The 17,300-nt window shown below is 70.1% G+C and carries 12 protein-coding genes; 1 reads left to right on the top strand and 11 read right to left on the bottom strand.

Features of this window, described 5'->3' with window-relative positions; all coding sequences use genetic code 11:
- Window positions 1-33 precede the first annotated feature (33 nt).
- The 11 genes from N5D30_RS24485 to glgA form a co-directional block, all read right to left on the bottom strand.
- A complete protein-coding gene (locus N5D30_RS24485; protein ID WP_220815108.1) occupies window positions 34-1,017 on the bottom strand; it encodes a lysylphosphatidylglycerol synthase domain-containing protein in 984 nt (327 codons plus the stop codon).
- Window positions 1,014-2,225, bottom strand: coding sequence for a cardiolipin synthase ClsB (clsB, locus tag N5D30_RS24480; RefSeq protein WP_279911073.1), 1,212 nt, complete (start codon window positions 2,223-2,225; stop codon window positions 1,014-1,016). The genes N5D30_RS24485 and clsB overlap by 4 nt, the downstream gene beginning before the upstream one ends.
- Window positions 2,222-3,004 (bottom strand): endonuclease/exonuclease/phosphatase family protein, encoded by a 783-nt coding sequence (locus N5D30_RS24475; protein ID WP_279911072.1) that lies wholly within the window; start codon window positions 3,002-3,004, stop codon window positions 2,222-2,224. The genes clsB and N5D30_RS24475 overlap by 4 nt, the downstream gene beginning before the upstream one ends.
- A complete protein-coding gene (locus tag N5D30_RS24470; RefSeq protein ID WP_279911071.1) occupies window positions 3,001-3,900 on the bottom strand; it encodes a DUF72 domain-containing protein in 900 nt (299 codons plus the stop codon). Before N5D30_RS24470 ends, N5D30_RS24475 begins: the two co-directional genes overlap by 4 nt.
- A 70-nt stretch (window positions 3,901-3,970) precedes the next feature.
- A complete protein-coding gene (locus N5D30_RS24465) occupies window positions 3,971-5,254 on the bottom strand; it encodes a glutathione-dependent formaldehyde dehydrogenase (protein ID WP_279911070.1) in 1,284 nt (427 codons plus the stop codon).
- Window positions 5,255-5,695: 441 nt separating this feature from the next.
- A complete protein-coding gene (gene glgX / locus N5D30_RS24460; protein ID WP_279911069.1) occupies window positions 5,696-7,822 on the bottom strand; it encodes a glycogen debranching protein GlgX in 2,127 nt (708 codons plus the stop codon).
- Between the two features lie 9 nt (window positions 7,823-7,831).
- A complete protein-coding gene (locus N5D30_RS24455; RefSeq protein WP_220815102.1) occupies window positions 7,832-8,104 on the bottom strand; it encodes a DUF2934 domain-containing protein in 273 nt (90 codons plus the stop codon).
- Window positions 8,091-10,898, bottom strand: coding sequence for a malto-oligosyltrehalose synthase (locus tag N5D30_RS24450; protein WP_279911068.1), 2,808 nt, complete (start codon window positions 10,896-10,898; stop codon window positions 8,091-8,093). The genes N5D30_RS24455 and N5D30_RS24450 overlap by 14 nt, the downstream gene beginning before the upstream one ends.
- Complete coding sequence (malQ, locus tag N5D30_RS24445; RefSeq protein ID WP_279911067.1) at window positions 10,891-12,948, bottom strand: 4-alpha-glucanotransferase; 2,058 nt, start codon at window positions 12,946-12,948, stop codon at window positions 10,891-10,893. Before malQ ends, N5D30_RS24450 begins: the two co-directional genes overlap by 8 nt.
- Window positions 12,945-14,699, bottom strand: coding sequence for a malto-oligosyltrehalose trehalohydrolase (treZ, locus tag N5D30_RS24440; RefSeq protein WP_279911066.1), 1,755 nt, complete (start codon window positions 14,697-14,699; stop codon window positions 12,945-12,947). The genes malQ and treZ overlap by 4 nt, the downstream gene beginning before the upstream one ends.
- Entirely contained in the window at window positions 14,699-16,195 is a 1,497-nt protein-coding gene (gene glgA / locus N5D30_RS24435) for a glycogen synthase GlgA (protein WP_279911088.1), read from the bottom strand. Before glgA ends, treZ begins: the two co-directional genes overlap by 1 nt.
- A 301-nt stretch (window positions 16,196-16,496) precedes the next feature.
- On the opposite strand from glgA, the gene N5D30_RS24430 reads away from it, so the two are divergent.
- Window positions 16,497-16,979 (top strand): CinA family protein, encoded by a 483-nt coding sequence (locus N5D30_RS24430; protein ID WP_220815097.1) that lies wholly within the window; start codon window positions 16,497-16,499, stop codon window positions 16,977-16,979.
- Window positions 16,980-17,300: the final 321 nt, after the last annotated feature.

Raw genomic sequence — 17,300 nt, 5'->3', positions numbered from 1 at the left:
GCGCTGAGGGTTCAGCGCGCCGTTATACACCACTCAGGCGCCTTCCGATTCCAGCCGGCCGGCGCGCTCCGATTTCTGCCGCAGCTTCTTCGCCCGTTTCTCCAGCACCAGGTAGACCACCACGGCCACCAGCAGCGGCAGCAGCAGGTAGATGGCGCGGTAGCCGATCAGCGCGGCCAGCACGGCGCCCTTGGGCACCTGGTCCTGGAGCATGGCGATGAACACCGCCTCCAGCACGCCGAGCCCGGCGGGAATATGGGTGACCACCCCGGCGATGCTGCTGACCAGCATGATGCCGAGCACCGTGGGGTAGTCGACGCCCTTGGGCAGCAGCAGGAACACCAGCAGGCTGGACAGCGACCAGTTGCACATCGACATGCCGGCCTGGGCCAGGGCCAGCTTCAGCGAGGGCAGGGTCACCTCGTGGTCGCGCCAGGACCAGGAGCGGCGCGTGGCGAAGCGGCACGCCAGCAGGTAGGTGGCGGCGACCAGCAGCAGGCCGATACCGATCGCCTGCAGCGCGGTGGCGCCGATCTCCCATTGCTCGGGCAGGCGCACCAGGCGCAGGGAGAACACCCCGCCGGCGAGGATCATGTAGCCCAGCCAGTTGGTGATCAGGCTGAAGGTGAGAATGCGGGTGACAGTGGCCACGCCGAGCCCCAGCCGCGAATACAGCCGGTAGCGCAGGGCGATGGCGCCGACCCAGGAGCTGAGGTTGAGGTTGAAGGCGTAGCAGACGAAGGTCAGCGGCAATATCTGCCGGGCCGGCAGGCGGTGGCCGGTGTAGGCGCGGCCGAGCAGGTCGTAGCTGCTGAACAGCAGGAAGCTGGTGGCGGTGATTGCCACGCAGCCGGCCAGCATCAGCGGGCTGTAGCTCTTCAGCGCCTGCACCACCTCGCTCCATTCGAGGTTCTTAACCAGCATGAACAGCAGCACCGGCACCAGGATGAAGAAGAGCGCCGTGAGCAGGCGCTTGCCCCAGCGCAGCCAGGGGTTGGTCTGGGTCTGCTGGCTCATGATGCCTTGCCCTGCGGGTAGATGTTCTCCGACGCGTCCGCCGGCTCGGGGTGCAGTGACGCCAGCCGCGGGGCATGGGCCGGGAACCAGCCGGCGATGGCCGGGAACAGCCGGGTGAAGTGGAAGCACAGGAAGATCAGCGGCGCGCGCCACCAGTAGCCACGGATGGCGCGCTCCAGGCTGATGCGCTTGCAGTGGTCGCCGGCCAGTCCCTGCAGGTGGTCGTGCAGCTGCTGGTTGAAGCGGCGGTCGCGGATGATCAGGTTGGCCTCCAGGTTCAGCGCCAGGCTGAGCGGGTCGAGGTTGCTGGAGCCCACCGTGGTCCACTCGTCGTCGGCCAGCGCCACTTTGCCGTGCAGCGGCCGCTGGCAGTATTCGAAGATTTCCACCCCGTCGCGCAGCAGGTAGTTGTAGAGCATGCGCGAGAAGCCCCGGGCCCAGGGCATGTCCGGCTGGCCCTGGAGGATCAGGGTGACGCGCACGCCGCGGCGCGCCGCGTTGCGCATCTCGCGCAGCAGGCGGTAACCGGGGAAGAAGTAGGCGTTGGCCACCACCAGCCGCTGCCTGGCCGAGCGGATGGCCTGCAGGTACTGGGTCTCGATGTCCCGGCTGTGGCGCTCGTTGTCGCGTATCGACAGCAGCATGCGCGCGCTGCCGGCCGGGTCGGTCTGCGGGCGCACCTCGCTGGGCGCGTCCAGCGCCGGGCGCATCAGGCGCAGGCTGGCGCGGTGCAGGTCGGCGACGATCGGCCCGGTGACTTCCACCGCATAGTCCTGCTTGGCCATCGGACCGAAGTCGCCCAGGTGGTCGGCCGAGTAGTTGATGCCGCCGACGAAGGCGCGCTCGCCGTCGATCACCACGATCTTGCGGTGCAGGCGGCGGAACAGGTTGGTACGCACGCCCAGCCGGCGCGGGCTGGGGTCGAACACGTGGATGTTGACCCCGGCGCCGGTCATGGCGGCGACGTACTCGCGGCCGAGCTCGGCGGTGCCATAGCCGTCCACTGTCAGCTCCACCCGCACGCCGCGGCGGGCGGCGTCGATCAGCACCTGCTGCAGCTCGTTGCCGACCTTGTCCTCGTAGATGATGAAGGTCTCGATCAGCACCTCGTGGCGGGCCGCGCGGATGCACTCGAACACCCGGGGGTAGTATTCCTCGCCATTGATCAGCAGCCCTACCTGATTGCCTTCGCGCCAGTCGTAACTCATAGGTGGATCTCCACGGCCAGGGGGGCATGGTCGGAAAGGTGGGACCAGGGGTGACTGGACAGCACCACCGGCTCATGGCTGGTGGCGTTGCGCACGTAGATGCGGTCCAGGCGCAGCATCGGCCAGCGCGCGGGGAAGCTCCTGGCCGGCTCGCCGAACTGGCTGGCGAAGACTTCGTGCAGGCCCTGTTCGGCGAGGATCGCGCCGGCCCGCAGGCGCCAGTCGTTGAAGTCGCCGGCGACGATCACCGGGTCGTCCGCCGGCAGCCGTTCCAGCAGGCCGCAGAGCAGGGCCAGCTGCTGCCGGCGGTGGCCTTCGCGCAGGCCCAGGTGCACGCAGATGGCGTGCACCTGGCGCGGGCCGGGCACGTCCAGCACGCAGTGGAGCAGGCCGCGCTGCTCGACCACGCCGATGGACACGTCGAAGTTCTCGTAGTGGCTGATGGGGAACTTGCTCATCAGCGCGTTGCCGTGGTCGCCGTCCGGGTAGACCGCGTTGCGGCCGTAGGCGAACTGCGGCCACATGCTGTCGGCGAGGAACTCGTAGTGCGGCGTCTGCGGCCAGTTGTCGTGGCGCTGGGCGTGGCGCTGGTGGGCGCCGAGCACTTCCTGGAGGAACACCAGGTCGGCGCCGGTGGCGCGCACCGCCACCCGCAGTTCCGGCAGGATGAAGCGCCGGTTGAGCGGGGTGAATCCCTTGTGGGTGTTGATCGTCAGCACCTTGATCCGGTGTACCGCGGGGGCGCTGTCGACGGTCATGATCGGCACGGAATCGCTCATGCCTGGGCTCCTTGGCGTGGGCGGGGCGACAGCCCCAGGCTTTCCAGCAGGTGGCGCGCGTCGTAGGGCGCGCGCACCTTCACGTCGTTGTCGAAGTAGCAGTACAGGTCGCGCCGGCGTCTGGCCGGCTTGTGCCCGGGGTCGATCAGTCGGGCGTCGTCCGGCTGCGCGCCGGCGGTCCAGGCCTCGATGCGCGCCTGCCAGCGGCGCAGCGCCTGGGGCGTGTAGCCGCTGGTGTACAGCTCCGCGTCGCCGTGCAGGCGCAGGTAGAGGAAGTCGGCGGTGACATCCTCGGCGCAGGGCCACTTGCCTGCGGTGTCCGCCACCACCAGGGCCACCTGATGCCGGCGCAGCAGCTCGACGAAGGCGGGCGTGGCGAAGCTGTCGTGGCGGATTTCCACGGCGTGGCGCAGGGCGGCGTCCGGCGCTGCTTCCAGATAGCCGGGCCGATGTAGCCGGGCCTCGGCGTGGCGGGCGCAGGCGCGGGCCTGATCGGTGTCGCGCGGCAGCTGGGCGAGGAAGTCGCCGAACAGCGCGGCATCGAAGCGCAGGCTGGGCGGGAACTGCCAGAGGAAGGCGCCCAGCTTGTCCTTGAGTTGCAGCGGCCCGGAGGCGAAGAAGTTGGCCAGCGGCTGGGCCGGCTCGCGCAGGCGCAGCACATGGGTGATGTAGCGCGGCGCCTTGACGCTGAAGACGAAGTCCTCTGGCGTCTCGGCGTACCAGCCGGCGTAGCGCTCGGGCGTCTGCAGGCCGTAGAAGGAGCCGTTGATCTCGATGCTGTTGACCTGCCGCGAGGCGAACTCCAGTTCCCGGCGCTGGGCCAGCCCCTTGGGGTAGAAGTCGCCACGCCAGGGGGCGTAGCGCCAGCCTGAAATGCCGATGCGGATATCGCTCATGGAGTCTCTCGGGTCCTTTTCTCCGGGGTCGCTCGTCCTGCCGGGTTTCTCCAGCGCTGCCTGGGCGCCGTCATGGCCGGCGAGGCGCTGGGGAGTTCTCGATGGCGTCGTCCAGACGCTGCTGCTCGATCCGTTCCTCGCTGCCCACGCCCAGCTGCATCTGCGGGTGCAGCTCGACCTTGATCCAGCCCGCGTCGCGCCGGTCGAAGGCCTTGAACGCCTCGATGGCATCACTCATCGGCTTGACCTGGGTGAGGATCTTGGCCGGGTCGATGCGGCGGTTGAGCACCAGGTCGATCAACTGCGGGATGTACTTGCGGTGATGGCAGTTGCCCATGTTGATCGTCAGGTTCTTGTTCATCGCCATGCCGATCGGGAAGTGCCGCGCCTGCTCCGGGTAGACGCCGATGATCGACAGCGTGCCGGCCTTGTCGAGCGCCTCCACGGCCCACTGCAGGGCCTGGCTCGGCGCCTTGCCGGGGTGCCAGTTGGCGCCGTCCGGGTGGGTGTTGGGGGCGACCTCGGCCATCTCCTCGCGGAACGCGCCGACCTGCGGCGCGGCGGCGTGGCAGGGGCACTCGGCGTCCACGCCGACGGCATCGATGGCGCGGTCCACGCCGATGCCGTTGGTCAGCCGGCGCAGGGTCTGCACCGGGTCCTCGCGGTCGAAGTCGATCACCTCGGCGCCCTGCTGGCGGGCCATGCGCAGGCGGTCTTCGAGATGGTCGATGGCGAACACCCGAGCGGCGCCGAGCAGCTTGGCGCTGGCGATGGCGAACTGGCCGACCGGACCGCAGCCGAATACAGCCACGGTGTCGCCGGGGGTGATCTCGGCCATCTCCGCGCCGAAGTAGCCGGTGGGGAAGATGTCCGAGAGCAGGATCGCCTGGTCGTCGCTGATCTCGCTGGGCAGCCGCACCAGGCCGACGTGGGCGAAGGGAATGCGCGCTTTCTCGGCCTGCAGCCCGTGGAACGGGCCGGAGGCCGAGGGGCCGCCGAAGAAGGCCGTGCCGGCCTGCTTGCCGTTGGGGTTGGCGTCGTCGCACTGGGCGTAGTAGCCGGCGCGGCAGTAGGCGCAGTTGCCGCAGGCGATGGTCGAGGGGATCACCACCCGGTCGCCGACCTGCAGGTTGCGCACGTCCTCGCCGAGGGCCTCGACGATGCCGACGCCCTCGTGGCCGAGGATGGTGCCCTTGGCCATGCCGCTGACCGTGCCACGCACGAAGTGCAGGTCGGTGCCGCAGATGGCCGATGCAGTGATACGGACGATGGCGTCCGTGGGCGCTTGCAGCGTGGGCTCGGGCACGTCGTCGAGGCGGATGTCGCCCACATCATGGAATACCACGGCTTTCATGTCGGCTGTCCTCCGTCCGGCACGGCCCGCGGGCCTCAATGGGCCTGCGCGCCGCCGCGCGGCACGGTGTCTTCGGTGGGACGCACGGTGCGGGTCATGATTTCGCCGACTTTCATGTCGTCCCCCTGTGTTGAAAGTGACGACGCCGCGTTCGCGGCGCCTACTCAGGTTGGGACTGGAGGGGGTGGAGGCGGTTCAGGGTTTTTTGAGACCTGGGCGGGTGATTCGTAGGGTTGCCGTACGCACCATCCCGGCGCTATCGGTGCGCATGGCGCACCCTACGGGGAGCCGGCTCCCTCCCGGATTTCATCCGGGCTACAACTGAACGGGAATTCCTCCGGGTTGCTGATGGCCCGGAGGAAATCAGGATTTCTTGCGACCTGTCGTAGGGTGCGCCGTGCGCACCGCCTCGGAGCATCGGTGCGCACGGCGCACCCTACGTCACTCGTTCTCCTTTTCCAGCTTGAACAGCAGCAACGAGCGCGGAGCGGCTTGATAGCGGCTGTCGAACGGCAGGTGTTCGGTGGTGCGCTGGCGCGGCTGGTTGCTGTCGAGCAGGTTGGTCCAGGCCGAGCCTTCGGCGACTTCCGGGAGGAGGAAGTCCACCGCCTCGTGGTGCGCGTTGAGGATCAGCAGCAGGGTGGCATCCGCGCCGCTGCGGCGGATGCCGGTGGGTTGCGCGCGGCCGTCCATGAGCATGCCCATGCAGCGCGCCTCGCCGTCGTGCCACTGTTCTTCGCCCATTTCCACGCCGTCCGGGGTCAGCCAGGTGACGTCCTTGATCCCCAGCTCCTCGTTGTAGTGGCCGACCAGGAAGCGTCCGCGGCGGAGGATGGGGTAGGCCCGGCGCAGGGCGATCAGGCGGCGGGTGAAGGCGATCAGTTCCTGGCCTTCCTCGTCGATGTTCCAGTCGACCCAGCTCAGTTCGTTGTCCTGGCAGTAGGCGTTGTTGTTGCCCTGCTGGGTGCGGCCGAACTCGTCGCCGGCCAGCAGCATGGGCGTGCCCTGGGAGAACAGCAGGGTGGCCAGCAGGTTGCGCATCTGGCGCAGGCGCAGTTCGCGGATTTCCGGATCGTCGGTGGGGCCTTCGCTGCCGTGGTTCCAGGAGATGTTGTGGTCGGTGCCGTCGCGGTTGTCTTCGTCGTTGGCCTCGTTGTGCTTGTGGTCGTAGGAGACCACGTCGCGCAGGGTGAAGCCGTCGTGGGCGGTGATGAAGTTGACCGAGGCGAACGGCCTCCGGCCGCGCTGGTTGTACAGGTCGCCGGAGGCGGTGAGGCGGCTGGCCAGTTCGGCCAGCTGGCCTTCGTCGCCCTTCCAGAAGGCGCGCACGTTGTCGCGGAACTTGTCGTTCCACTCGGCCCAGCCGGGCGGGAAGCCGCCGACCTGGTAGCCGCCCGGGCCGCAGTCCCAGGGTTCGGCGATCAGCTTGACCTTGCTCAGCACCGGGTCCTGGCGGCAGGCGACGAGGAAGCTGTGGCGCTCGTCGAAGCCGTCGGCGTAGCGGCCGAGGATGGTCGCCAGGTCGAAGCGGAAGCCGTCCACGCGCATCTCGGTGGCCCAGTAGCGCAGCGAGTCGGTGACCATCTGCAGCACGCAGGGGTGGGACAGGTCGAGGGTGTTGCCGGTGCCGGAGTCGTTGATGTAGTAGCGCCGGTCGTCCGGCATCAGGCGGTAGTAGCTGGCGTTGTCGATGCCGCGCATGCACAGGGTCGGGCCGCGCTCGTTGCCCTCGGCGGTGTGGTTGTAGACCACGTCGAGGATCAGCTCCAGGCCGGCGTCGTGCAGGTGGGCGACCATTTCCTTGAATTCGCTGACCTTGCCGCTGGCGAGGTAGGCCGGGTGCGGGGCGAAGAAGCCGATGCTGTTGTAGCCCCAGTAGTTGTTCATGCCCTTTTCCAGCAGATGCTGGTCGTTGACGAAGGCATGCACCGGCAGCAGTTCGATGCTGGACACGCCGAGCGAGCGGATGTGCTTGAGCAGCTCCGGGTTCATCAGCCCGGCGCAGGTGCCGCGCAGGTGCTCGGGCACGGCCGGGTGGCGCATGCTGATGCCGCGCAGGTGGGTCTCGTAGAGGATGGTGCTGTCCCACGGCACGCGGATCGGCGCCTGTTCGGCCCAGGTGAAGGCCGGGTCCATCACTTTGCACTTGGGCACGAAGGCCGCGCTGTCGCGTTCGTCGAAGCTGAGGTCGGCGTCCGGGTGGCCGATGGTGTAGCCGAACAGCGCCTCGGACCACTTGAGCCGCCCCACCAGCTGCTTGGCATAGGGGTCGATGAGCAGCTTGTTGGGGTTGAAGCGGTGGCCGGCGTCCGGTTCGTAGGGGCCGTGCACCCGGTAGCCGTAGACCTGGCCGGGGTGGGCGTCGGGCAGGTAGCCGTGCCAGATCTCGTCGGTGTACTCGGGCAGCTCGATGCGCTCCAGCTCGGTCTGGCCCTGTTCGTCGAACAGGCACAGTTCGACCTTGGTGGCGTGGGCCGAGAACAGCGCGAAGTTGACGCCCAGCCCGTCCCAGGTGGCGCCCAGGGGGAAGGGGTGGCCTTCGGCGATACGCGAACGTGTGGCTTTCATGGGTGGGCCTCAGGCCTTGTTGCGCGGGGCGCGCGGCTTCTTCAGCAGCGCGGGTTTGTCGGCGGGGTTGGCGGCCTGGGCTTCCGCCTCGGCCAGGGTCACCGCCTTGGGTTTGCTGATGCGGCGCGGCCTGGGCGCGGCCGGCAGCTGTTCGCTGACCGCTTCGGCCTCGGCCAGCTTGCGTGCCATCGCCCAGTGGCGTTCTTCCTGGCCGGCGGGTTTGCCCTCGGATTCCCAGATCTGGTAGGCGAATTCGCGGACGCGTTGTTCATCGATGCTCATGGCTAGGCTCCTGGAGATGGGGTTTGAGGCAGAGCAGGTTGACGGGGAACTGCGCCAGCACTCCGGCCAGCGGCAGGTGGCCGCGATTGTCCAGTTGCCCGGGCGGCAGGATGCCGGTCAGGCTCAGGCCCGCCAGTTCCGGCGGCAGCACCACGCGGGTGTCGCCCCAGCGTTCGGCGGGCACCTGGGGCAGGGGCTGGTCGCCCAGCAGGCCGGCGGCCAGGCGCGGCACCACGGCCACCAGGTGGGTGTCGCCCAGACTGCGGACGAAGGCCAGCGCCCGCTCGGCGTGCTCGCCCTCGACCGCCAGCGGCCGGTAGTCGCCCCGGGCGAACATCGGGTGGCGGGCGTGGCGGAGGGCCAGGACGCTGGCGATCAGCCATTGCTTGACCCGGCCATCGCGCCAGTTGGCGAGCAGTTCGCCCGGTTCGGCCAGGCCGTCGAGGGACTCGACGCGGGCGGCGAAGTCGACTGGACGGCGATTGTCCGGGTCGACCAGGCTGAAGTCCCAGTATTCGCAACCCTGGTACAGGTCCGGCACGCCGGGCGCGGTCAGGCGCAGCAGGCACTGGGCCAGGCCGTTGAGGGCGCCGGCCGGGGCGATGGTGGTCACCGCGTCGGCCAGCTCCCCGCGTAGTTCGCGGCCTTCCGGCGCGGTCAGCAGGCGTTCGAGGAAGGTGTGGCAGGCCGCCTCGTGGGCCTCGTTCGGCGCGCTCCAGCTGCTATTGAGCTTGGCTTCGCGCAGGGCCTTGCGCTGCCAGGTGAGCAGGCGCTCCAGGTAGGCGCGCAGGCCGGCGTCGTCGTCCGCGTCGAGGTCCAGCGGCCAGCTGCCGAGCAGGGCCTGGTAGAGGATCAGTTCCTCGCCAGCGTCCGGTGCATCGTCCTGCAGGCCGGCGCGCAGCGGTGCGGCCAGTTCGCGCCAGCGGCGCACCCGTTCGGCGTACCAGTCGGCGCGCTCGCTCAGCACCGCCAGTCGCGCGCGGCTGTCCTCGCCGCGCTTGTGGTCGTGGGTGGCGGTGGCCAGCAGGTTGTCCGGCAGGCGCGCGGCGCGTTCACTGCAGCACTGGTGGAAGTGCTCCGCCGGGTAGCTGAAGTGCTCGGCGTCGAAGCCCACGTCGTAGCGCGACAGCAGCACGCCAGCGCGGTAGCAGGCGGTGTCTTCCACCGCCTTGGCCGCCACCGGCGAGGTGAGCTGCTGGAAGCGCCCGAGCACCCGGGCGCGCAGCTTGCGCGGGCGGCCCGGCGGCAGTTCGTGCAGCGGCTGGCCGCCGAGCCAGCGGTCGAGGTGTTCGAGCAACGGCCAGTCGGCCTCGGCCAAGGTCCGGCGCGCGCCTTCCAGGGCCTGGCCGAACACCTGGCGATCCTGCTCGGAGCGGCCGCAGGCGTTGGCGTAGGTGCGGTACACCGGGAAGTGCACGATCAGTTCTAGCAGCGCGCGGCGGATCGAGGCCAGGGTCAGGTCGCGGGTGGCGATGTCGTTGCGCGCCACCTGGAGCAGGCCCTGGGCCACTTCTTCCAGGTCGCCGGTCAGCGAGGTGGTGAGCACCAGGCGGCGCGCTTCCAGCGCCTCGTCCTCGAACGCCGCCGGGCGCCCGCTCAGCTCGCTCCACAGCGCCCGCAGCGGCTGTTCGCCGCGAGGGTCGTGCTGCAGCAGGGACACCTGGTTCATGAAGGCGTAGCCGGTGCAGCCGGAGGTGTTCCAGTCGCCGGGCAATTGCTCGCCGTGGCCGAGGATTTTCTCCACGTAGATCGGGAAGCCCTGCTCGGGCTGCGGCCGACCGGCCAGCAGCAGGTCGACGCGGCGGCGCAGGCGCCGGCAGTAGGCGCGCGGGTTGGCCAGGCCATCCACGTGGTCGATGCGCAGGCCGTCCACCAGGCCCTGTTCGATCAGCTGGAAGATCTTGGCGTGGGTCAGCTCGAAGACTTCCGGGCGCTCGACCCGCAGGCCGCCCAGCTCGTTGATGTCGAAGAAACGGCGCCAGTTGATGTCGTCCGCCGCGGTGCGCCAGCTGGCCACCCGGTAGTGCTGGCGCTCCAGCAGCCGGTGCAGGCGCTGCAGGCCTTCCTCGCTGTCGCATCGGTAGCGGGCCAGGGCGTGGCGCACGGCGTCGCCGCCGGCGTCCGGGCGGCCCAGCTGGGCCAGTTCGGCGCACAGGCCCTGGGCCGTCTGCCAGGCGTCGGGGTCGTCGCGCAGGGCCTCGAAGCGCGCGCCCAGCAGCATCAGCGCGCCGTCCTCGCTGCCGCGCAGGATTTCGCCGTAGCTCGGCGGGGTGAGCGGCAGGCGGTGTTCGAAGTGCTGGGCGTAGAAGGTGCCGCGCTCCGGGTCGAAGTGCAGGGGGATTTCGCCGTTGGCCAGCACTTCGCCGTAGTCGCTGCGCAGGAAGGGCACCAGCAGCTGGCCGGCCAGCAGCGGGTCGTGGGAGTGCCACTGGATGTCGAAGAACTTGGCGAAGGGGCTGTCCTGGCCCCATTCCAGCAGGTCCAACCACCAGGGGTTGGCGTCGCCGCCGACCGCCATGTGGTTGGGCACGATGTCGAGGATCAGGCCGATGCCGCGCCCGCGCAGGGCCTCGACCAGCCGTACCAGGCCGGGCTCGCCGCCCAGCTCGGGGTTGATCCGGGTCGGGTCGACCACGTCGTAGCCGTGCGTGGAGCCGGGCCGCGCGGTGAGCAGCGGCGAGGCGTACACGTGGCTGATGCCCAGGCGCGAGAAGTAGGGCACCAGGGGCACCGCGTCGTGCAGGGTGAAGCCCTGGTGGAACTGCAGGCGCAAGGTGGCGCGCAGGTCAGTCATCGGCGGCCTCCCGGCGCGCGTCGGCGAGGCGCTGCAGGCGCCGCCGGGTGGCCTCGGTGTCGAGCAGTTCGCGCACCGCCAGGGCGTGGCGCCGACGCCAGTTGGGGTGCTCGTCGCCGGGGCCGGGCAGGTTGGGCTGCTGGTCGTCGCCGAGGGCGTCCTCCAGGGGCAGCAGCACCAGCGGCGCCGGGGTGCCGCCGAGGTAGCCGATGGCGGCTTCCAGGCAGGCCTCGGCGTCCTCGCCGTCCGCCAGACCGGCGTGCTCGCCCAGGGCCTCGACCAGTGCCGTGCGCTCGCGGCGGCGTTCGGCGCGGTCGCCGTCCTCCTGGTCCGCGTGGCTGTGGCCGGCGCGCAGGCGCCAGTCGATGTCGTGGCCGGCCAGCCAGCCCTTGAGGCTGGGCAGGTCGTGGGTGGTGGTGGTGGCGAGGGCGTCGCGCGGCCATTGGCGCGGCGCCACGAAGCGGCCGTCCTGCTGCTCGAACAGCAGCACGCGCATGCCGAGGATGTTGCGCCGCGCCAGTTCCTCGCGCAGGCCCTCGGGCACGGTGCCGAGGTCCTCGCCGATGACCAGGCCGCGGTGGCGGTGGGATTCCAGCGCCAGCAGGCGCAGCAGGTCGGTGAGCGGGTAGCGCAGGTAGGCGCCGTCCTGCGGGGCCGCGCCGTGGGGGATCACCCACAGGCGCTGCAGGCCCATGATGTGGTCGATGCGGATGCCGCCGGCGTGGGCCAGGTTGGCCCGGAGCATTTCGATGAAGGCGCGGAAGCCGTGGCGACGCAGGCCGTCGGGGGAGAAGGCGGACACCCCCCAGTTCTGCCCGGCGCGGTTGAGGATGTCCGGCGGCGCGCCGACCGTGACCCGGGGCAGCAGCTCGTCCTGGCGGGTCCAGGCCTGGCTGCCGCTGCAGGCGGTGCCCACCGCCAGGTCGGCGATCAGGCCGATACCCATGCCGGCGCCGGTGGCGACCGTCTGCGCGTTCTCCAGGCCGCGGGCGATCAGCCACTGGCCGAAGGCGTGCAGGCCGACCTCGTCGGCGTAGTCGGCGGCGAAGCGGGTCACAGCCGGGTTGCGCGGGTCGCGCAGCGCCTCGGGCCAGTCGCGCCAGTCGCCGGATTCGCCGCGGCGCAGCATGTGGCCGTGCAGCGCCTCGAAGCGGCAGTGCTGGAGCAGGGCGTCGCCGCCCTGGTCGCAGAAGGAGGTGAAGTCGCCGAGCAGGCTGCCGTCGCTCTCGCGGAAGTCGCGGTAGAGCTGGGCCAGCAGGCGCTGGCGGGCCTCGCTCACGGCGGGCCAGTCGATCAGCTCGTCGCGCTCCAGGCGGGCCATCTCGTCCTGCAGCCCGCAGGCGGCGATGGCGCGGGCCACCGCGTCGCTGCCGAGTACGGCACCCGGCGCGGCGTGCAGCACGTTGAAGAACAGCCGGCTGGAGGGCGAGTAGGGGCTGTAGTGGTCGCGGGCGGCGGCGAACATGGCGTGCACCGGGCTGATTGCCAGGGCGTCGGCGCCCAGGTTGGCGGCGTGGCGGGCCAGATCCTCCAGGGCGCGGGTGTCGCCCAGGCCGCCGTCGCCGGGGCGGCGCAGGGCGTACAGCTGGGCGGTCAGGCCCCATGCGTGGCGCTTGCCGCACAGCTCCTCGACGCTGCGGCAGGCCGGCGGCGCCACGGCCAGGGTGACGCGCTGGTCGCCGATGTCCAGGCGGTGGTAGCCGGGTAGGTCGATGGCCGGCACGCGGGCCTGGTCGTCCAGCCGGCCGGAGAGCGTCTCGCCGTCCTCGCGGGTCAGCTTGTAGGCGCTGTCCGCCCGCTGACCGGGGATGGGGATCGGCTGGCCCAGTTCGGCGGTGAGCAGCGGCGGGGTGGCGGCCTCGGCGGCACGCTGTTTCAGCTCGGCCAGGCTGCTCTCGATCTGCCGTGGGTCCGCGGCCGGGTGGCCGAGGGCTTCCAGCAGTTGCCGCTGGGCCCCCGGGCTGACCCGTTGCGGGCGCCCGTTGGCGTCCGTCCAGTCGATGCTGAGTCCGGCGGCGTCGGCCAGTTCGGCCAGCAGGGCGTCACTCATGGCGCTATCTCCAGAACGGCCTGGGCACTGCGCGCCGGCAGCAGGCCCTGGCGGTAGTCGTCTTCGCCGACGCCGTGGGCACACAGCAGGTCGCCGGCCTGGGAACGGGCGCCGGTGGGCACCGGCGTGTCGCTCAGGTTGATGTCGATGCGCAGCAGGCGGCCGTCGCCCAGGCGCCAGCCGGCGGACAGCGCGCCACGGGCGAGCACCTCCACGCCCAGCGCGCGGGTGCCTTCCAGCACCGGCACCAGCTGGCTCTGGCGCAGACGCAGCAGGCGCCGGTAGAAGCTCAGCCAGGCGCGCTGCCGCGGCTGGTCGGCGGGGGCCAGGTCCGGCCGGGAGGCGTCGAAGGTGTCCTGGGCGTTGGGGTCGGGGATGTCCAGCAGCAGCTGCGGGTCGGAGAAGCGCGAGAATTCGGCGAATTCATGGCGGCGGCCTTCGCGCACCGCGTCCGCCAGTTCGCCCTGGTGGTCGGTGAAGAACAGGAAGGGCCGGGTCGAGCCCCATTCCTCGCCCATGAACAGCAGCGGCACCATGGGCGAGAGCAACAGCAGCAGGGTGGCGGCCTTCAGCGCGTCCTCGTCGGCCAGGGCGACCAGGCGCTCGCCGAAGGCGCGGTTGCCGACCTGGTCGTGGTTCTGCAGGAACAGCACGAAGGCGGTCGGCGGCAGGTGCTCGCTGGGCTCGCCCCGGCGCTGGCCACGGCGGTCGGCCTGGCCCTGGAAGACGAAGCCCTGGGCCAGGCAGGTGGCCAGCTGGGCGGTGGCGTCATCGGCGAAGTCGGCGTAGTAGCCTTCCCGTTCGCCGGTCAGCAGCACGTGCAGGGCGTTGTGGCCATCGTCGTTCCACTGGGCGTCGTAGCCGCGCTGCAGCAGGCCGGCGCGGTTGTCCTCGTTCTCCAGCACCAAGTGCACGTGGCGGCCGGGCTCGACCGCGGCCCGCACCCGGGCGGCCAGGTCGACGAGGAAGTCGTCGTCGCCGATGGCATGCACCGCGTCCAGGCGCAGGCCGTCGACCCGGTAGTCGAGCAGCCACATCAGCGCGTTCTCGCAGAAGAAGTCGCGCACCTGCGGCCGGCGGAAGTCGATGGCCGCGCCCCAGGGGGTGTGCCGGTCCTCGCGGAAGAAGTCGCGGGCGTACTGGCCCAGGTAGTTGCCGTCCGGGCCGAAGTGGTTGTAGACCACGTCGACGAACACCATCAGGCCCATGCCGTGGGCGCTGTCGATCAGGTGCTTGAGCTGTTCCGGGGTGCCGTAGCTGCCGTCCGGGGCGAACGGCAGGGCGCCGTCGTAGCCCCAGTTGCGCCGCCCGGGGAATTCGCCCAGTGGCATCAGTTCCAGCGCCGTGACACCCAGTTGCACCAGGTGCGGCAGCAGGGCCTCGACGCCGGTGTAACCACCGAGCAGGCCGACGTGCAGTTCGTAGATCGCCGCCTCGTGCCAGGGCCGGCCGCGCCAGTGCGGATGGCGCCAGGCGTAGGCGGCGTGGTCGACCACCCGGCTGAAGCCGTGGACGTCGCCGAACTGGCGGCGCGAGGCCGGGTCGGGCACGCGCAGGCGGCCGTCGACGACGAAGCGGTAGCAGGTGTCGGCGGGGCATTCCAGTTCCAGGGCGAACCAGCCGTCCTCGCCGGCGCGCAGCGGGTGCAGCGATTCGTCCTGCAGCTCCAGGGCCACTTCCCGGCAGTCCGGGGCCCACAGGGCGAAGCGGGTGCGCCGCTCATCCAGGCGCTGGGCGCCGTGGCGGTACATCAAAGCGGGTCCGCGGCGAGACGGTCTGCACCGAGCAGTCGCTGATACAGCGCGTCGTAGGGGGCCACCGACTGGCGCCAGCACAGCGGCGCGGCCATCGCCCGGCAGCGCATGGCGTTGAGCAGTTCCGGGTGGTGGAACACGTTGAAGGCGCGCTGCACCGCTTCCAGGTAGCTCTCGTGGCTGGCCTCGCGGAACAGGAAGCCGGTGACGCCGTCCTCGATGGTGTCGGCCAGGCCGCCGGTGCGCCGGGCGATGGGCAGCGAGCCGAAACGCTGGGCGTACATCTGGCTCAGGCCGCAGGGCTCGAAGCGCGAGGGCATGAGCAGGAAGTCGCTGCCGGCGAAGATGCGCCGGGCGTCGGTCTCGTTGAAGCCGACGTGCACGCCGATGCGCCCCGGGTGGCGGCGGCCCAGGTCGGCCATCGCCGCTTCCAGTTCCGGCTCGCCGCGGCCGATCACCACCAGCCGGCCGCCCTGGGCGACGATCGCCTCGGCCACGCCGAGGGTCAGGTCGATGCCTTTCTGCTGCACCAGGCGCGAGACCACGCCGAACAGCGGGCCGTCGTCGGCGTCCAGGCCGAAAGTCTGTTCGACGTAGGCGCGGTTGGCCTGCTTGCCGTGCCACTGGTGGATGGCGAAGCCCTCGACCAGGTGCGGGTCGGTGCGTGGCTCCCAGCTCTCGTCGATGCCGTTGATGATGCCGCTGAGCCGGCCGCTGGCGACTTTGGCGCGGAGCATGCCGTCCAGCCCGCAGCCGAAGTCCGGGGTGGTGATTTCCTGGGCGTAGGTGTGGCTGACGGTGGTCACGTGGCTGGCGTAGGCGATGCCGGCCTTGAGGAACGACAGCTTGCCGTAGAACTCCATGCCATCGCTGGCGCAGGCTTCGGCCGGGATGCCCAGCTCGGGGCAGGAATGCACGTCGCAAAGGCCCTGGTAGGCCAGGTTGTGGATGGTCAGCACGGTGGGCGTGCCGACCTGGCGCCAGGCCATGTAGGCCGGTGCCATGGCGGCCGGCCAGTCGTTGGCGTGGACCAGTTCCGGGCACCAGCGGATGCAGGCGGTGCCGCTGGCGATCTCGGCGGCGGCCAGGCCCAGGCAGGCGAAGCGGATGTGGTTGTCCGGCCAGTCGCGGCCCTGGCTGTCGCCGTAGGGCGTGCCGTCGCGCTCGTAGAGTTCGGGGTTGATCACCACGTAGACGATCAGCCCGTCGGCCAGGTCCATGCGGCCGATCTTGCACGGCGGCAGCGCCGCCATGCCGTCGATCTCGCCGACGATGCGGATCTGCTGGCCGCTTTCCATTACCTGGCGGTAGCCGGGGATCAGCACGCGCATGTCGTGGCGGCTGGCCATGGCGCGGGGTAGGGCGGCCGAAACGTCGCCCAGGCCGCCGACCTTGATCAGGTCGGCGAACTCCGAGGAGACGAAGAGAATCCGCTTCTTCTGTTCACGCAGACTCTCGACGTGCAATTGAGGCTGAGCCGGGAGATTGGCCATGTCTTGTGCATCGATACGAGCGGTCACTGCAGCGTTTCCCATGTCGTCCTCCAGTAGAATCGAGTTCCCTGCCGCCGGGGGTAGCCGGGCGAGGCACCGCGGCCACGTCGGCGCGTCCTGGCCCGACCGGCGTCGTCTAGAGCGACCGACTAACCCCATACTCTTTCCCTGACTGGAGCCGAAGCCGGAAAGTTTCGACTTTTTTCGGCTCTGCGCCGGGCCTTTCGCTTGAACTTTGCGGGCCGCGCGAGCTTCCCATTCCGGGAGAGGCAGAACCCTTTTTCGCGAGAGGTCGGGCACCATGCAGAGCGTCGAGCAGGTCGTGCATTTCCTGGACAAGTACCACCTCACCCTGAGCACAGCCGAGTCCTGCACCGGCGGGCTGATGGCCTCGCTGCTGGCGGAGATTTCCGGCAGCGGCTCGGTGCTGGACAGCGGCTTCGTGGTGTATTCGCCGGAAGCCAAGCAGCTGTGCCTGGGGGTCAACCCGCTGACCATCGACCGCTTCGGTCTGACCAGCGAGGAAGTGGCACGGGAGATGGCGGTGGGCGCACTGAAGCTGGGCCGCGCCGACATCGCCATCGCCAACACCGGCCTGGCCGAGGCGGAGGGGCCGATGGATGGGGTGCAGTGCTTCGCCTGCGCGATGCGGGTGAACGATCACCAGGGGGTGGTGAGCGAGACGCTGAAGTTCGAGGGCGACCGCAACGAAGTGCGCTATGCGGCGGCGCGGTATGCGTTGTTGCAGTTGCCTTATTACTACGAGCGGTTGAGGGGGCTTTGAGGGTTCTCGGTTTTTTGGATTCTGGTTTTTTGAGTTTCAGGCTGGTTTTCGACGCCTCGGGTTTTGCCCTCCTGGGCGAGTCACTTTTGTCAGTCGCGCCTGCCCGGCCGGGACAAAAGCAACCAGAGACGCTTGCCTGCCATCTGGCCCTACGCTTCGCTCACTCTCCTACGAAGGAGCGTTTGGAATTGCCTGACCGCTCACGTAAAGCAGCCTTGTTGAACGTCCCCCGTAGGGTGCGCCGTGCGCACCGCCCCCGAGACATTGGTGCGCGCGGCGCACCCTACGTGGAACGCCGCCCGGCTCTTGTAGGAGCGAGCT

Source organism: Pseudomonas sp. GD03875 (assembly GCF_029840585.1).
Classification (GTDB): Bacteria; Pseudomonadota; Gammaproteobacteria; order Pseudomonadales; family Pseudomonadaceae; genus Aquipseudomonas; species Aquipseudomonas paralcaligenes.
Note: the sequence above shows the minus strand (reverse complement) of the source record. Positions and strands in the feature narration are given on the sequence as shown.